This window comes from Nonomuraea sp. NPDC050022, from assembly GCF_044460705.1.
Lineage (GTDB): Bacteria > Actinomycetota > Actinomycetes > Streptosporangiales > Streptosporangiaceae > Nonomuraea.
The window spans coordinates 115,238-131,157 of sequence record NZ_JBITKE010000018.1; the positions used below are offsets into that span (position 1 = coordinate 115,238).

The 15,920-nt window shown below is 68.2% G+C and carries 18 protein-coding genes and 1 pseudogene; 12 read left to right on the forward strand and 7 right to left on the reverse strand.

Going from position 1 to position 15,920, the window contains the following annotated elements:
• The first annotated feature begins 90 nt into the window (after positions 1-90).
• From ACIBO2_RS52245 to ACIBO2_RS52255, 3 genes are all read left to right on the forward strand, one after another.
• Entirely contained in the window at positions 91-789 is a 699-nt protein-coding gene (locus ACIBO2_RS52245) for a TetR/AcrR family transcriptional regulator (RefSeq protein ID WP_358548085.1), read from the forward strand.
• Positions 786-1,688 (forward strand): alpha/beta hydrolase, encoded by a 903-nt coding sequence (locus ACIBO2_RS52250; protein WP_358548088.1) that lies wholly within the window; start codon positions 786-788, stop codon positions 1,686-1,688. The genes ACIBO2_RS52245 and ACIBO2_RS52250 overlap by 4 nt, the downstream gene beginning before the upstream one ends.
• A 70-nt stretch (positions 1,689-1,758) precedes the next feature.
• A complete protein-coding gene (locus ACIBO2_RS52255; RefSeq protein ID WP_397304787.1) occupies positions 1,759-2,556 on the forward strand; it encodes a tyrosine-type recombinase/integrase in 798 nt (265 codons plus the stop codon).
• A 112-nt stretch (positions 2,557-2,668) separates the two neighbouring features.
• Here the strand turns inward: ACIBO2_RS52255 and ACIBO2_RS52260 are convergent, their stop codons facing one another.
• Positions 2,669-2,791, reverse strand: a complete 123-nt coding sequence (locus tag ACIBO2_RS52260) for a hypothetical protein (RefSeq protein ID WP_397304788.1) — start codon at positions 2,789-2,791, stop codon at positions 2,669-2,671.
• Positions 2,792-2,936: 145 nt separating this feature from the next.
• On the opposite strand from ACIBO2_RS52260, the gene ACIBO2_RS52265 reads away from it, so the two are divergent.
• The 4 genes from ACIBO2_RS52265 to ACIBO2_RS52280 are packed head-to-tail and all read left to right on the forward strand — an operon-like array spanning position 2,937 to position 6,977.
• Positions 2,937-3,611, forward strand: a complete 675-nt coding sequence (locus ACIBO2_RS52265) for a TetR family transcriptional regulator (RefSeq protein WP_358548092.1) — start codon at positions 2,937-2,939, stop codon at positions 3,609-3,611.
• Complete coding sequence (locus ACIBO2_RS52270; protein ID WP_358548095.1) at positions 3,604-4,536, forward strand: ABC transporter ATP-binding protein; 933 nt, start codon at positions 3,604-3,606, stop codon at positions 4,534-4,536. Before ACIBO2_RS52265 ends, ACIBO2_RS52270 begins: the two co-directional genes overlap by 8 nt.
• The gene (locus ACIBO2_RS52275) at positions 4,533-6,143 is read left to right on the forward strand and encodes an ABC transporter permease (RefSeq protein ID WP_358548097.1); all 1,611 of its coding nucleotides are present in this window, start codon (positions 4,533-4,535) and stop codon (positions 6,141-6,143) included. The genes ACIBO2_RS52270 and ACIBO2_RS52275 overlap by 4 nt, the downstream gene beginning before the upstream one ends.
• 45 nt (positions 6,144-6,188) lie before the next feature.
• Entirely contained in the window at positions 6,189-6,977 is a 789-nt protein-coding gene (locus tag ACIBO2_RS52280; protein WP_358548099.1) for a class I SAM-dependent methyltransferase, read from the forward strand.
• Positions 6,978-6,994: 17 nt separating this feature from the next.
• Here the strand turns inward: ACIBO2_RS52280 and ACIBO2_RS52285 are convergent, their stop codons facing one another.
• Positions 6,995-7,309, reverse strand: a complete 315-nt coding sequence (locus ACIBO2_RS52285) for a DUF4158 domain-containing protein (RefSeq protein ID WP_397304789.1) — start codon at positions 7,307-7,309, stop codon at positions 6,995-6,997.
• A 502-nt stretch (positions 7,310-7,811) separates the two neighbouring features.
• Between ACIBO2_RS52285 and ACIBO2_RS52290 the strand changes: the two genes are divergently transcribed.
• Positions 7,812-8,096 carry a hypothetical protein gene (locus tag ACIBO2_RS52290; protein ID WP_358548104.1) on the forward strand — a complete coding sequence of 95 codons (285 nt, stop codon included), beginning with the start codon at positions 7,812-7,814 and terminating at the stop codon, positions 8,094-8,096.
• A 68-nt stretch (positions 8,097-8,164) separates the two neighbouring features.
• Here the strand turns inward: ACIBO2_RS52290 and ACIBO2_RS52295 are convergent, their stop codons facing one another.
• Both ACIBO2_RS52295 and ACIBO2_RS52300 read right to left on the reverse strand, forming a co-directional pair.
• Positions 8,165-8,365 carry a hypothetical protein gene (locus ACIBO2_RS52295; RefSeq protein WP_358548107.1) on the reverse strand — a complete coding sequence of 67 codons (201 nt, stop codon included), beginning with the start codon at positions 8,363-8,365 and terminating at the stop codon, positions 8,165-8,167.
• 431 nt (positions 8,366-8,796) lie between these two features.
• Positions 8,797-8,994 (reverse strand): hypothetical protein, encoded by a 198-nt coding sequence (locus tag ACIBO2_RS52300; RefSeq protein ID WP_397304790.1) that lies wholly within the window; start codon positions 8,992-8,994, stop codon positions 8,797-8,799.
• A 313-nt stretch (positions 8,995-9,307) separates the two neighbouring features.
• Between ACIBO2_RS52300 and ACIBO2_RS52305 the strand changes: the two are divergent.
• Positions 9,308-10,014 (forward strand): annotated as a pseudogene (locus tag ACIBO2_RS52305) (integrase core domain-containing protein); the annotation flags it as partial.
• Here the strand turns inward: ACIBO2_RS52305 and ACIBO2_RS52310 are convergent.
• Together ACIBO2_RS52310 and ACIBO2_RS52315 are read right to left on the reverse strand one after the other, a co-directional pair.
• On the reverse strand, positions 10,011-10,436 hold the full coding sequence (locus tag ACIBO2_RS52310) for an SRPBCC family protein (RefSeq protein ID WP_358548112.1): 426 nt from the start codon (positions 10,434-10,436) through the stop codon (positions 10,011-10,013). The pseudogene ACIBO2_RS52305 and the gene ACIBO2_RS52310 overlap by 4 nt on opposite strands.
• 31 nt (positions 10,437-10,467) lie before the next feature.
• On the reverse strand, positions 10,468-10,803 hold the full coding sequence (locus ACIBO2_RS52315; protein WP_358548114.1) for a VOC family protein: 336 nt from the start codon (positions 10,801-10,803) through the stop codon (positions 10,468-10,470).
• A gap of 87 nt (positions 10,804-10,890) precedes the next feature.
• Here ACIBO2_RS52315 and ACIBO2_RS52320 point away from each other — a divergent pair, with 87 nt between their 5' ends.
• Positions 10,891-11,523, forward strand: a complete 633-nt coding sequence (locus tag ACIBO2_RS52320; RefSeq protein WP_397304791.1) for a CGNR zinc finger domain-containing protein — start codon at positions 10,891-10,893, stop codon at positions 11,521-11,523.
• A gap of 79 nt (positions 11,524-11,602) precedes the next feature.
• On the opposite strand, the gene ACIBO2_RS52325 is transcribed toward ACIBO2_RS52320, so the two are convergent.
• Positions 11,603-12,343 (reverse strand): Tn3 family transposase, encoded by a 741-nt coding sequence (locus ACIBO2_RS52325; protein ID WP_397304792.1) that lies wholly within the window; start codon positions 12,341-12,343, stop codon positions 11,603-11,605.
• 330 nt (positions 12,344-12,673) lie between these two features.
• Between ACIBO2_RS52325 and ACIBO2_RS52330 the strand changes: the two genes are divergently transcribed.
• Entirely contained in the window at positions 12,674-13,525 is an 852-nt protein-coding gene (locus tag ACIBO2_RS52330) for a DUF4158 domain-containing protein (RefSeq protein ID WP_358548122.1), read from the forward strand.
• Between the two features lie 15 nt (positions 13,526-13,540).
• On the forward strand, positions 13,541-15,796 hold the full coding sequence (locus tag ACIBO2_RS52335) for a transposase (protein WP_397304793.1): 2,256 nt from the start codon (positions 13,541-13,543) through the stop codon (positions 15,794-15,796).
• Positions 15,797-15,920 lie beyond the last annotated feature (124 nt).

Below are 15,920 nucleotides of genomic sequence, written 5' to 3' on the forward strand. Positions count from 1 at the left end.
CCGCGACGGGCGACGACGCGGCCGGCCTAGCTGTACTGACCGGAGACGTTGATTTGATGGAGTTCAGCCCCGTCCATTACGATACGGGGCGTGACGTATCGAAATAACGTTGAGGGGGCGGCGCGCGGCCGTCCCCGTGATGCAGCTCTGGATCAGCGGATCACTGGTGTCGTACTGGAGGTGCTGGCGGAGTCCGGTTACGAGGGGGTGTCCTTCGAGGAGGTCGCCCGACGGTGCCAGACATCCAAGGCGAGCCTGTATCGACGGTGGGGGTCCAAACGGGAGATGGTGATCGCTGCGGTCAAGGCTGGGCCCGCACAGCGCGGGGCCGGCGAGCCGATCGCCACGGGCAGCCTGCGCGGGGACGTGTTGAGCCTGTGTCGGCGCCTGGACCAGACCATGCGCGCTGCGGACAGTCAGACCGCGATGCTGCTCTTGCAGGCGGGTCTGGAGGACCCGGACCTGTGCGAGGCCATCGAGAACGCCGTCGGCCCGACAGGAGCTCGGTTGCCGCGACAGGTCATCGACGCCGCGATCGCACGCGGCGAGCTGCCCGACGGCGCGGACCCTTTCGCATTCGAGGAGGTGGTCGGTGCCGCCCTCCTGCTGCGACGGGTCAACGACCTCGCAGTCGACGAGGAGTACCTGTCCGCACTCGTCGACACCATCGTCATCCCAGCCCTGAAGGCATCGTCCGGGCGGGCCCCCCTGCCCGCCGGGATCTTCTCCGGCCACCCGGCCCCCACCGCCCATGAGACCGCCGCGCCTGCCGCGAAGGAGAACGCATGACCAGCCGACTGACGATCAACGGCTTCGACTACCAGGCCATCCCCGGCGCCAACGGCGTCAACCTCAACGTCGCCGTCGGCGGGAGCGGGCCGGCCGTGGTCCTCCTGCATGGGTTCCCGCAGACCCACTACATGTGGCGCCACGTCGCGGCGAGGCTCGCCGACGACCACACGGTTATCGTCCCTGACCTGCGCGGATACGGCGACAGCGACAAGCCGGACGGGAGTGACCCCGCCACGTACTCCAAGCGCACGATGGCTCAGGACATCGTGACGGTCGCGTCCACTCTCGGCGTGGACCACTTCGGGCTCGTCGGGCACGACCGCGGTGCACTGGTCGCCGTCCGCGCAGGCTTGGACCACCCCGCCGTCGTGGACTACCTGGGGATCCTCGACGTCCTGCCCACCCTCGACACGTGGGCCGTTCTGCAGGGAGTCGACGCCAAGGTCGCCTGGCATCTGTACCTGATGGCTCAGCCCATCGGGCTTCCCGAGAAGATGATCCGCGCAGTCGCTCCGGAGTTCTTCGGCTCCTTCCTGGACGCATGGGACCCCAGCGGCACGACTTTCACCCATGAGGAGCGCGCCTACTACATCGACAGCTCGGTCGCCGCGATCGACTCCATCGTGGCCGACTACCGGGCCACCGCGAGCATCGATCTGGAGATGGATCGAGCCAACCGTGAACGTGGCGCGCAGCTCGCGATGCCGGTTGGCGTCATCTCACAAGACTGGGGCTCCCAGCTCGGCTTCGACGCCGCATCGCTGTGGCGGGCCTGGGCGCCGGACCTGACCTACCAGCCGACCACGTCCGGGCACTTCATGGCCGAAGAGAACCCCGACGAGATCGCCACCTTCATCACCACCCTCGCGACGCGCCTGAGCGCGCGGAACCACTGATCGCACCCACCTCACCGCACCGAGGGGGCCGCCACCATTGGCGGCCTCCTCGACCTATCGAAGGGACGCCATGCGTTTCTACGGGCGGCCGAACCCGCACTACTTCGGCCAGTCCAAACGGTCCAAGGGAGCGACATGGCTGGCGGTGATGAAGGCCGCCATCGCCTGGTGGTGCGCCCGCGGCTGGCTGGCCGGCAACCCGATCATCGGCATCGAGCGCCGGCCCGCACCACCAAACCGCACCCGGGCACTGACGCGCGAGCAGATCACCGACCTGTTCGAGCTGAAGGCCGGCTTGCGCGAACGCGCGCTCTGGAAGGCCCTGTATGAAACGTGCGCCCGGGCCGAGGAGATCCTCTGCCTCGACATCGAGGACCTGCTGCCGGCCGACAAGCGCGGCCGGGTTACCTCCAAGGGCGGCAGCATCGACTGGGTGCACTGGCAGTCCGGCACCGCCCAACTGCTGCCCCGACTGCTGAAGGGCCGCACCCGCGGCCCGGTGTTCCTCACCGACCGCCGCGCGCCCGCCCGCACCCCGAGCGGCGATGTCTGCCCAGCCACCGGGCGGGCCCGGCTGTCGTACCGGCGCGCCGCCGAACTGTTCGAGACGCTCACCCGGCCGCTGGCCCACCCCGGCATCACCGACCCGGCCGAGCTCGAGGCTCGCGGCGGGTGGACATTGCACCAATTGCGTCACTCCGCCTTGACCCATGAAGCGGAGGACGGGACCAACACCCCCACCCTGCTGGTCCGCTCCCGCCACGCCTCCGTCCGCTCCCTGGAACGCTACGCCCGGCCCGGCGTCGACGCCGTCGCCGACCACGTCGCCCGCGATCCACTCCGGCGGGGCAACCGCAGGCGGGCGTGAACCCCGCACCCGGGCTGGTTGTGTAGCGCTGCCCCCGCACCTCCCGACCGAGGGTGGCATCTGCCGGTGACGAGCCTCAGCCCGCGACGATCGCCTCTTCGCCGGAGCGCTCTCACTCGCCCGGGGCGAAGTCCGGCAGCGTGTTGGCCCGGCCAGCCAACCCGCGCCTGAGGAAGCGCTCGGCCCACATCGCGGACATCACCGCCATCGTCGTCGCCGGGCTCGGGAGCGTCACTGCGCCTGAAGCCGCAGGTGAGAGCTAGCCATGGACTCCCTACGGCCCGTTTCTGGCGTATTCCGGCCGCCCCCAGAAAGATCGTCCTGACCACGTTCTGACCCCGGGTTGCCACGTCACTAAACACATGTTTATTATAGTAAATGTGTGTTCATCTCTCTTATCGGATCTGACCGCTCAGGCCAAGATCCGTAATGCCGCCATCGCGCACTTCGCCCGCGACGGCTTCCAGAAGACAAACCTGCGTGCCATCGCGGCCACCGCAGGAGTGAGCGCCGCCCTGATCATTCGCCACTTCGGAAGCAAGGACCATCTGCGCAGCGTCTGCGACGACCATGTCCTGCAGATACTCGTGCGGCGCGCCCGGACCTCCGCCCGCCCGGCCGGCGTGCCGGATCTGTCCCGCGAATATCTGGCGAACCCGGAGGAATACGGCCTCCACGTGCAGTACATGGTGCGCGCGATCGAGGAGGACTCCTCGGCGGCCACCACGTTCGTCAACACGCTGGTGGAGGAGACCGAGGAGTTCTTCCGGGCCGGAATCGCCGATGGCTCGATGCGCCCCTCCTCGGACGTGCGGGCACTGGCCGTGCTCACCGTGCTGATCAGCCTCGCCACGCTGACCATGGCGCCGGCCCTGACGCGGGCGCTCGGTTACGACCGCATGGGCCTCGACGTGCTGCAGCGCGTCGGGCTGCCCATGCTCGAGATCTACACCCACGGCATGTACGTGGACGACACGATGCTCAAGGCCGCCCGGACCGCCTGGGAGGCCGAGCAGGGAGATCATTTCCAGCGCAAGGACACCCATCATGGCTGAGACCGATGCCATCACTATGGCCGGACTGGTCAAGTCGTTCGGCCCGACCCGGGCACTGAACGGCCTCGACCTCGTCGTACGGGTCGGCGAGGTGCACGGATTCCTCGGGCCCAACGGCGCGGGCAAGAGCACCACCATCAGGATCCTGCTGGGCCTGATGCGCCCCGACGCGGGCACCGCCCGGCTGCTCGGCGGCGACCCCTGGACACAGGCCGGCGAACTGCACCGCCGCCTGGCGTACGTGCCCGGCGACGTCACCCTGTGGCCCAACCTGTCCGGCGGCGAGACCATCGACCTGCTCGGCCGGCTGCGCGGCGGCCTCGACCGGCGGCGCCGGGACGAACTGATCGAACGCTTCGACCTCGACCCGCGCAAGAAGGGCCGCACCTACTCCAAAGGCAACCGGCAGAAGGTGGCCCTGGTCGCCGCGCTGTGCTCCGATGCCGAACTCCTCGTCTTCGACGAACCCACCTCCGGCCTGGACCCGCTGATGGAGGAGGTCTTCCGGCAGACGATCCAGGAAGTGCAGCGCGCGGGTGACCGTACGGTGCTGCTGTCCAGCCACATCCTCTCCGAGGTCGAGGCGCTCTGCGACCACGTCACGATCATCCGCGACGGCCGTACCGTGGAGTCCGGCACCATGGCCGAACTGCGCCACCTCACCCGCACCGCCATCGAGGCCGAGCTGGCCGGCTCACCGGACGGGCTGGCAGGCCTGCCGGGGGTGCACGGTCTGCGTGCCGACGGCGGCCGGGTGCGCTTCAGCGTCGACGCCGCCGCGCTGGACGCGGCGTTGCGTCAGCTCACCGCAGCGGGCGTGCGCAGCCTGGTCAGCCGGCCGCCGACGCTGGAGGAGCTGTTCCTGCGGCATTACGACCGCGCGGGCGCGAGCGCCGGTGGCAGGCACGCGGAGGCGGCACGATGAACCCCTTGACAGGCACCGGAAAGCTCGTCCGCCTGGTGTTGCGGCGTGACCGGTGGCTGCTGCCCCTGTGGGTGGTCTTCATCTGCCTGGTCCCCGTGGTGTTCGTCGGCGCGTTCACCGGGGCGTACCCTACGGCCGAGGCTCGTCAGGCCTACTACGAGACCAGCGTCCACACCAGGGCCTTCACCGTCGCCTACGGCGTGCTGAACGGCTCCAGCCTCGGCGAGCTTGTGGCCTGGCGGTCGGGGTTCGTCACGTTCATGGTCGGGCTGCTCGCCCTGCTCACGGTCGTCCGGCACACGCGTACGGAAGAGGAGGCCGGGCGGCGCGAGTTGGTCGGGGCGACCGCGGTGGCGCGGCACGCGAACCTGGCCGCCGCCCTGATCGTCACCTGTGTGGCCAGCCTCGTCCTGGGCGTGGCGTCGGCGTTGGCGTTGATCGGCCAGGACCTGCCGGTGGCGGGTTCCCTGGCGCTCGGGCTCGGGTTAGCGACGGCTGGCTGCGTGTTCGCCGCGATCGGCGCCGTGACCGCGCAGCTCACGACGGGCGCGGGCGGCGCACGCGCCATCGGGATCACCGTGCTCGGCGCCGCGCTCATCCTGCGCGGCATCGGGGACATCGCGGGACAGACCAGTGACGGGCCGGCCTGGGTGTCGTGGCTGACGCCGCTCGGCTGGGCGGAGGCGCTGCGGCCCTACAGCGGCGAGCGTTGGTGGGTCCTCGCGCCCGCAGCCATCGTCGTCATCGCACTCAGTGCGCTGGCCGTAGTGCTGTCGGCGCGGCGCGACCTCGGCAGCGGCATGTTCCAGGCCCGGCTGGGGCCGGCCGCCGCGGGACCGCGCCTGCGCAGCCCGCTGGCGCTGGCCTGGCGGCTGCACCGCGGCCCGCTGATCAGCAGGGTCGTGGGGCTCACGCTGGTCGGGTTGGTGATCGGCGCGATGTCGGCGAGCCTCGGCGCGCTGATGGACAACGGCGGTGCCGCGGCGCGAGAGGCGCTCGCCCGGCTCGGCGGTCCGGGCACGCTCGTCGACCAGTTCCTCGGGCCCTTGATGACCATGCTCGGCCTGGTCAGCGCCTGCTTCGCTATCCAGTCCGCGCTGTTGCTCAGGAATGAAGAGCGCGACGGCCGGGCCGAGCCTCTGCTGGCCACGCCGGCCAACCGGCTGCGCTGGGCGGGCAGCCACTTCGCCTTCGCGCTGCTCGGTCCTGCGCTCGGGGTGGTGGCCTTCGGGGCGGCCGCCGGCCTGGCGCACGGACTCAACACCGGCGACGTCGCCCGTGAGCTGCCCCGTCTCCTGACCGCAGCACTCGTGCAGCTCCCGGTGGTGTGGGTGTTCACCGGGATCGCGTTCGCGCTGTTCGGGCTGCTGCCCCGGCTGGTCGCCGGCACGTTCGCCGTGGCCATGGTGAGCATGCTGTTCGGCTGGGTCGGCGGAGAACTGCAGCTCGACCAATGGGTCATCGACCTGTCGGTCTTCGAGCACGTACCGAAACTTCCCGGCGGGGACATGGCGGCCGCGCCTCTGATCATCATGACCGTCGCCGCGGCAGCCTTCGTCGCGGCCGGCCTGGCCGGATTCACCCGACGCGACATGCCCACCACCTGAGCCTGGAGGACATCATTGGGAGTGACTCTTCCTACCCTGACCCCGTTGCAGGAAACCCTGTGGGTGACGCTGTGCGGCCGAGCACTCGACAGCCGCCTGCCAAGCCCCATGCTCGGAGACCGCATGGCCTACGAGATCATCCAAAAGACCGGCTACGACCACCGCAAACTCCGCTGGAGCGCGGCCTCGGCCATCGACGTCGCCCAGCGCGCCAAGAAACTGGACGAGATCGCGCAGCAGTTCATCGCCCGCCATCCCAACGCGATCGGCATCGACCTGGGGGCCGGCCTCGACACCCGGGCCCTCCGCATCGACCCGCCGCACACGGCTGACTGGTATGACGTCGACTTCCCCGAAGTCGTGGACGCCCGGCACCGGGTCATCCCCGATCGGCCGCACACGCACACGATCGGCGCGGACCTGACCGAGCCCGGCTGGCTGGAGGCGCTCCCCGCCGACCGCCCCGCCGTGATCGTCGCCGACGGCGTGCTGCCCTTCCTCTCCCAGGAAGAGATGATCACTCTGCTGGACCGTCTCACCAGCCACTTTCCCAGCGGGGAGATAGCGTTCAACGTCTACACCCGATTCACCGTCTGGGCCGCGAAACACTACTCTGGCAGCCGGTTCCTAATCCCCCTCTTCAAGTCCCCCGGCTTCGACCGCCTCGACCCCGTACGGTGGAACCCGCGACTGACCCTGATCCGGCACATCCTGCTCACCCGGGAGCCCGAGGTCGACCAGTTCCCGACGGCCCTGCGCCTGTGGACCCGACTGTCGGCGCTCAGCACGACCTTCTCCAGGCTAGGCACCACGGTCGCGCACTACCGTTTCTGACGATTCCGGCCGGCGACTCACGCCGGGTCGGGCAGGTCCATCGCCGCCAGCCGGGCCGGGTCGACCAGGGCCGCGATCCCGCGATCCATCAGCTCCAGACACCGCCGCACGTGCTCCACCACCACGACTGGCACCTCGCGAGCCTTGGCGAAGCGGCCCAGCCGCTGAGAGCACTTGAGCGCGAGCGTCAACGCCAACAGGTGTTCATCGGTGTCGGTCTTCTCCCGCGCCCACGCCCTCTCCTCCTGTGAAGGAGAGAAGAACAGATACAACTCACGCGTCGTCATCAACCGCGGCAACACCCGATAGGCGGTCCGCTCCACCGACGTCACCGCACACGCCTCCCGGCCGGCCCGCTCAACAAACGAGACACACCGTAGCGAGACGAACACGCACACAACAGACGAAGAAGATCACAGCTTCATCAAACCCACCCGCCCAACCCTTCAAGACCATCTCAATGTGGGTTTTGGGCTTTTGTGGGCTGACCCCCTTCTTTCTCCTGGGTTTCTCCTGGGCAAGCTCGGCGACGAACGTGCCGCACGAACACGATGAGACGGCCCGCCCAATCAGCCACATTCACCGCACCGAAACGATCACGAACCGCAATCGCGATCTCTCACTCCGCAACCTGGCGGCTGGGGACATCTTCGGGAGCGGAGGCCCACCGGGTGACACACGACCAGTCCCCACGAACGCAGTGGTTGACCAGGCCTCGGCGGCGGCCCATGCGGCGGCGGAACGTCGAAGGGTGCGATAGGACCGCGCAGAGCACATCCAGGCAGGCCTCTTCATCGCCTACGCGCCGATGGCATCCGTAATCGTGTAGGTCCCATGGCGTACAACGGCGTCATGGACACCTTCGACGTGGTCGTGACGGCTCGTTCCAACGGCGAGTTGAATTCCGAGCAGTTCGACCGGCAAGTGGCGATGATCAGGCCCGTGATGACCTGGGCTCCGGTCACCACGCTCTGGCACTACCGGCTGAGCGGCTCCCACGCCGAGCACCTCAGCAACGTCCTCAACACCCTGTTCGAGGCCGCACGCATGTACGGGACCACGATCACCGTGCGGTTGGTGACGGCAGAGCCGGCGGGTGAGGCTGTGGCATCTGGCTGACCTCGGCACGGTCGCCGGAGCGGCTCTCGAATGGTGGAGAAGTGCCTCCACTCACCACGAGAACCGGCTCAGTTCAGATCTTCGGTGATCGTCCAGCCCCGGCTACCGCCGATCTTGGCGATCTGCCGGCGCAGCACCGCGATCCGCTCACGCGCGTCCGGCCCAGCGATCCCGATCGTGATGCGCCCATCGGTCGCGTGATACCTGGTCCGCCGATCGCCCGCCGCGACCCTGCACGCCGCATTGATTGCGACTCGCAGCCGGGCCACCTTCCGTGGATCACCTTGCCCGCCGAACCCTTCGATGGTCACGGACGAGAACAGCGGCGCAAGACGCAGGCCAGCCTGTCGCTGGACAGCGTCCAGCTCTTCCTGATCGGCGCTCAGATCCTTCAGGATCCGATCCCGCTCGACCGAGCTGATCGGCCTACGGCCGAGCCAGTCCGGCCAGCCATCCCTACCCGCACCGGCTCGAACGAAGGCGCCGCCTTCGCGGCCTCGTTGTCAGCATCAGCGGCCCCGCTATCGCTCAACCGGTCTCCTCATTCCACGCCCGCGCGACAGCTCGTGATCTTCTCCCGATCGTACCGGTCGTTTCCAGGCCGATGACCTACAGATAGGGCAGGCGTGCCGCATCTGGGGCACCCCATCCACCAACGCCCCTTCGCACGCACCCCTGACCTGCGGTGGAGGCTTATCGTTCAATTCCGGCCGGATAGTCCCAAGACCCCGCCCACGCCCTCGATGGTGTAGCCGATGTGGAACAGCCGGCCGATCAGCATCTTGATGCGGTTCAGCGTCCAGCACTGGTTTTCGTCGTATCCCCAGGCCAGCGGGCCGCGCCGAAGCTCGGTCTCGAGTCGCTCCCACTGCTTGGCCGACAGCTTCTCCTTCGACACGGGCCCCTTCGAGCGCAGCGCCTGCGTCCCGCCCTCGCGCCAGGCCTTGCGCCAGCAGGTCCCCGACCGCTCGTGGACCCGTAACCGTGCGGCGACCGTTTTGGTCGTTCTCCGGCCTCGAACCACTCGGCCGCTTGCAGCCGTAGACGCTCGCGCCGTTCCTGCTTGTCAGCGGTCTTTCCGGCTCAATTAGAAGACCGCCGACACTGCTCGGCGGGCGTATACCCGCCCCTTTGCCCGTACCGCATACCACGGTCGTATCGCACCGGGCGCTATCCGTCACGCCGTGAAGACTCTACGCATTCAACCTGTGTACCTGGCCGCCGAGCCCATGCATGACCGCTCGTCCCGGCCGAAGTCGTCGCCGAACAAGCCGTCCAAGGCCGTGTCGAAGCGGTGCGTGAGCTTGCGAATGCGGTTGCGGGAAGGGCCCCCGTTCAGCCACGTCGACGTGAAGGAGCTCGGGAACATCCCCGACGGCGGCGGCCGGCGCTACGTCGGCCGCCGCCAAGGTGACCGCAACCGAGCCGGCACCCCCGGCAAGCCACGCAACCAGTACGGTGGCCCAAAGCTCGGCTGCGCCTACGTCCACACCGTCCTCGACGACTACTCCCGCTTCGCGTACACCGAGGTCCACGAGGACGAAACCGCCATCACGGCTGCAGGCGTGCTGCACCGAGCCGTCGACTGGTTCGCCCAGCGCGGCGTCACCATCGAGCGCGTCCTGTCCGACAACGGCAGCGCCTACCGGTCCCACCTATGGCGGGACACCCGCGAGGCGCTGTCGATCCGGCCGAAGTACACCCGGCCGTACCGGCCCCAGACCAACGGAACGTCGAGCGCCTCCACCGCACCATGGCCGACGGATGGGCCTGCGCCCGCTGCTACGCCTCAGAGGCAGAACGCCGAGACGCGCTCCCGGACTGGCTGCACGACTACAACCACCACCGGCCCCACACCGCGTGCGCCAACCAGCCGCCCTTCTCGCGGTTGGTCAACGTCCCCGATCAGTACACCTAGCCGAGGCGCTCGTCGGCGGACTCCACCGTCCGCTTGAAGACGCTCAGGCCGTGGTCCATTCCGGCGCCCATCGGGAGGGCAAGGTCGTCCGGTCGCACGTCGTGGATCCAGATGAACCGGCTGCCGCCGTCCCCGCGCGGGATGACCTGCATCGAGGCGTTGTCGTGGTCCGGCTGCATGGTGCCGCCGATGACTGAGAAGACGAGCCGGCGCGGCTCCTCGTCGAGCGCGATGAGCCGCTCCCGCAGCACCGTTCCGTCGGCGAACGTGACGACCCTGACGTCCGGTTCGTGTTCGTCGAGCCGGCTGTCGGTGACGAAGCCCGGCGCCATCCGGACGGGCCCGTCTGTGAAGTCACTGATAATCTCCCACACGGCCGCGGGGTCGGCGTCGATGATGATTTCCTTCTGCACGGAGGCCATGTCTGTCTCTTCTGTAGTGGGGATGGGATGCCTATGCGGCTACGACGCAGAACTGGTTGCCCTCGGGGTCGGCCAGCACGATCCAGCCGTCGAAACGCTGGACTTCGGTCGCGCCGAGAGCCCGGATCCGGTCCACCTCGCCTGCCAGGTCATCGGTGAACAGGTCCAGGTGCAGCCGGTTCTTGCCCTCCCGGCTTTCGGGCACGGACTGCAGGGACAGGCCGACGCCGTTCTTGTTCGCGTCCTGCAGGTAGGTGGTGCCTTCGTCCGAGGACGCGACCTGGTACCCCGTAACCGCCCGCCAGAAGGCGGTGCCGCCGGCCAGGTCGTTGGTGTCGATGCAGATGTTGCCGATGCTGATGCTCACCAGCGATCCCTTCGATCTAACTGACGTATCGGTTACGCCAGTTAGATAACCTACCATCGCCGATAGCCGGGTAGGCTACGAGGCGTGATGGATGAGCGTGCTGCCGAGCCCGTGCCGGACAACCTCGAGGCCGGGACGGCGCCGATGCCGCTGCGCGTGATCGAGGAATTCATCAACACCCGCCGCCGCGACGGCGACGACATCGCAACCCCGCAACAGCTGGCGACGTGGTTGCGCGCCCGCGGCCTTGTGCCAGCCGACACGGTGGTGAACGCCGAGCAGCGCAACCGTGCCGAACGCATCCGCGAGGGACTACGCGCGCTGATCGCCGAGAACAACACCGAGCCGGTCTCCAGTCCGCGCCCGGACGGCCTCAATCCCGCCGCCCGCGCCGAACTCGCCGACCTCACCCGCGACTTCCCGCTGATGCTCGACGTGACCGTCTTCCCGCCCCGGCTGATCGCCCGCACCGCGGCACCGGTGGAGGCGGCGCTGGCCAGGCTGCTCGCCGTCGTGGCCGAGGCCGTAGCGGAGGGCACGTGGACGCGGCTGAAGGCCTGCCGGGAGCCGAGCTGCCGATGGGCCTACTACGACCACTCCCGCAATCGGCGCCGGACCTGGTGCTCCATGGACATCTGCGGGAACCGCGCCAAAGCCCGCGCCTCTCACCACCGCAAGTCCACCGCGCCCTTGATCGCGGGCCAGCCGACGAACCGATAACCCCCGCGCCGTTGGCCCACCGGCCTCGCACTCCGTCCGGGCAGCTGCGGGGCTTTTGTGCCTCTTCGAGGGACTCAGGTCACGGGGTCAGCCCCGGTTGGCGCAGTTGGACGGGCCGAAGCGGTCGCCATCCGCTGGTGTCGAGCTTGGCCGGTGCCGCCTCGACGTCCACGTTGATGACGCCGAAGAAGTTGATGTTGTCGCTGTGGCCGGGCGAGATGTGTGACAGGATCTCGTCGCTCACCTCCCGGCCCTGGGAGCGCAGCTCCAGCACAGCTCTGGAATAATATTCGGCCGTCCACGCGACCACCGAGTTGGTCAGCAGGGTCAGGCACCACGCCTGCTCCGTCTGCTGTTCCGGGTACGGGCGGGTGATGGTGCCCTGCTGGGCGCAGTGCAGGTCGCGGCGCAGTGCGTGCAGGCTTTCCCTCTTGTTCAGTTGTCGCGAGATCTTCCTTCTGAAGGCTGGGTCCGACAGGTATTTGGCCAGATGGACGGTCCTGCGCAGCATGCCCCATTCCTTCAGAGCGGCGGCCAGGGTGTTCTGCCGGGAGGCGGCCGACCACTTGCCGACGATCAGCGAGGCGGTGGCCTGTCCGTATTTCAGCGATCCAGCTATCCGCAGCAGGTCCAGCCAGCAGTCGGCGATGAGGTCCTCATTCCAGCGCGCGCCTAGCAGCGGCCCGGCGCGCGGGTAGCGCTTGGCGATCTCGGTCGGGGTGTCGTCCCGTGCCAGGGTGACCCGGGTCAGGTCCCGCAATCGCGGGGTGAGCGCCTTAGCAAGGCGGCGCTTATGCGTCACCGTCGCGGTTCTACTCATTGCGATGACCGCGCTGATCACGAGCCCCGCCTCAGCGGCCGAACCCGCCGTCGTCAGTCATTCGCGCGTATCGCTCGCCAAGCAGATCCGTCAACTCTGCATTCTGGCCCTCCCCGCCCGCGGAGCCGCTCTCCCTCCAGGGGGCAGACCAAGTACGGGAGAAAGGGACAGTGGGGCTGCTGAACGGCTAGTCAGAGGGGGTGTTCCTCGGATGATGTGGCCCTCTGCTTGGGCTTGATTGCGGTTTGGTGAACAAGGCGTCTGCTGGAGTTGGTCGTCGCTACGGTTTCGGCGTCTGGACGCCGGGATCGAGGCGAGGGACGGCCTTGGATGACGTGGATCGAGCGGACCGCCTATCCGCAGTTCAAGCGGCTGACCTCGGCGCAGGTGCTGCACGTGTTCTTCACGCCGTCGCCGGAAGAGGTGGATTGGGCTGAAAAACGGACCGGCAGCCCGGAGTCGTGCTTCGCGCTGGTGCTGGCGTTGAAGTGCTTCCAGAAGATGGCGCGCTTCCCGTCCCCGGACGAGATCCCCGAGGTGGTGATCGACCACGTTCGGCGCTGCCTGGAGTTGGCCGACGATGTCTGGCCGGACCATGGCTCCTCCGGCAGCGCAAAGGCGCATCGCAAGCTGGTGCGCCAGCGTCAGGGCGTGAAGTACGACGCGGGCCGGGCCCGGGCGATTGCCGCAGTGGCGATCCGGAAGGCGGCCCAAGCCAAGAACAACCCGGCAGACCTGATCAACGTCGCGATCGAGGAATTACTCCGGCTCCGGCTGGAACTACTCGGATACACGACGCTGGAGGACCTGGCCACCAGCATTCGGGCCGAGGTGAACACCACCATCTTCGCCACGATCCTGCAGCGGATGGGCGAGGCCGGCCGGGCCCGGATGGAAGGTCTGCTCGTCGTCGGGCCGGATGGCAAATCGACGTTCAACCGGCTCAAGAAGCCCGCCCAGCGGGCCACCTGGTCGCGATTCCGCGAGCAGGTGAGATGGCTGGACCAGGTGGACGCGCTCGGCGACACCGACGCCTGGCTGGACGGCATCGCGCCGTCGAAGATCGCCGACTTCGCTGGTGAGGCCGACGCCCAGGATGTCGACATTCTGTCGCGCTACGACCCGGTCAAGCAGGTGGCGTTGCTGGCGTGCCTGACGCACACCGCCCGGATGCGGGCCTGAGATGACCTGGCCGAGATGTTGTGCAAGCGGATGGCCTCCCACGTCAAGCGGGCCAAGGCGGAGCTGGAGGAGATCCGCGCTCGCCAGCGCGCGATGAGCGAGCGGCTGATCGGCACCTACCGCCAGGTGTTGGAACGTCTCGACCCCGGCAGCGAGACCTCGGCCGCCGGAGTCGAGGCGGTGGCGCGGGCCATGGAGGCGGTGACCTCTTGCGCGGCAGGCGCCGGGCAGGTCCAAGCGCTCGGCGAGATGCTGTCGGCGCTCGTAGTGCAGACCCACAGCATGCAGACCGTACGGGCGGCGGTGGAGCAGGCCGGCGGGTTCGCCGCGCAGCTGGCCGACATCGAGGAGGTCGCTGCCTTCCACGGCGACGCCCACGAGCTGCTGGTGTACCGGTTCTTCAAGAAGGACCGGCCGGCGCCGTTCGAACTGGCGGGCAAGCTGCGGCTGAAGGCCACCTCCAGCGACGATTCGGTACTGGCCGCGCTGGCGCACCCCCGCGAGCACTCACCCAAGCGGCGCGACTTCATCCCGCTGCCGCCCCCGGTGGAGGAGGACGTCCCGGAGTCGGGCATCGCGTTCGCCTCGGGCAACTGGCGGCGCGCGGTGACCGACCGCAGACGGCCCGGCATGGTCGCGCGGCGGCACTTCGAGGCCATGGTGTTCTGCTACCTGGCCGAGGAACTGCGCACCGGCGACGTGGCCGTGCTCGGCTCGAACGATTACGCCGACTGGAGCGCTCACCTGCTGCCCTGGGACGAATGCCAGCCGAAACTGGCGGCGTTCTGCGAGAAGGTCGGCCTGCCCGACACCCCCGCCGGTTTCGTCGCCCACCTCAAGGGCGCCCATCTGAGCGCGGCCGCGCATTTGGACGCCGGCTACCTCGACAACGCCGACCTGGTCATCGACGAGGGTGGTGTGCCCACCCTCAAGCGCCGCCGCGGTAAGGGCAGCGATGCGGAGGCCGAGCGGCTGGCGGCCGAGATCGAGCGGCGCATGCCCGAACGCTCGCTGCTGTCGATCGTGGCGCGCACGGCCCACTGGCTCACCTGGTATCGCCACTTCGGCCCGGCCTCCGGCTCCGACCCCAAGATCAAGGACAAGCTGGGGCGGTACTCGCTGGCCGTGTTCACCGGCGGCATCAACATCGGCCCGTACGAGGCGGCCAAGCACATCGCCGGCGTCACCGCCCGCGAGCTGTCCATGGTCCGCAACCGGCACATCACCCTGAAGAAGCTGAACGCCGCGATCGCCGACGTGGTCAACGCCTTCGCCGAGCTGGACGTGATCAAGGCATGGGGGGACGGCAGCACGGTGGCCGCCGACGGCACCCAGGTGGACACCTACATCGACAATCTCCTGGCCGAGACCAGCATCCGGTACGGAGGATTCGGCGGCATCGCCTACCACTACATCTCCGACACCTACGTGGCGCTGTTCTCCCGGTTCATCCCGTGCGGGGTGTGGGAGGCGGTGCACCTGATCGAAGGGTTGCTGGCCAACGACTCCGACATCCAGCCCTCCACCGTGCATGCCGACACCCAGGGCCAGAACTTCCCGGTCTTCACCCTGGACACGTTGTTCGGGTTCGACCTGATGCCGCGTATCCGCAATTTCAAGGACCTGATCTTCTTCCGCGCCTCTGAGAAGATCGCCTATCCGCACATCGACCAGCTGTTCGGGGAGAGCGGCCGCAACGTCATCGACTGGAAGCTGATCGACAAGCACTGGATCGACCTGATGCAGGTGGCGATCTCCATCAGTGAGGGCCGCCTGTCCTCGGCCACGCTGATGCGGCGGCTGCGGTCCAACTCCCGTAAGAACCTCATCTACAAGGCCTTCCGTGAGGTCGGCCGCAGCGTGCGCACAGTGGCGTTGTTGCGGTATCTGGCCGACCCGGCGTTGCGGGCGCGGGTGACCGCGGCGACCAACAAGGTCGAGTCCTACAACGGATTCTCCAAGTGGCTCGGGTTCGGCGGGGTGCTGGCCGACAACGACCCCGAAGAGCAGGAGAAACTGATCAAGTTCAACACCCTGCTGGCCAACCTGGTCGTCTTCCACAACGCGCTGGACATCTCCGACGTCGTGCGGCAGCTTGTCGCCGAAGGCTGGAGCATCACCGCCGACCACCTCGGCCAGATCGCCCCCTACCTGCGGGCCCACATCAGCCGCTTCGGTGCGTACGCGACCGATGAGCTTCGTCACCGGCCCGATCCATTCGATCCGCTGCTGAAGGAGGTCGACTTCAGCGACGTCGAGCTGGCCGCTTGATCATGGAGGCGTTTGGTGCTGGCTGGCCGCCCCGCGATGACAGCCCGGACATGACAGGCACCGCCCGCCTAGCACTTGCCGCGAAGAGTCCAGGCATGTACGTGATAACAGCCTAATCTACGGT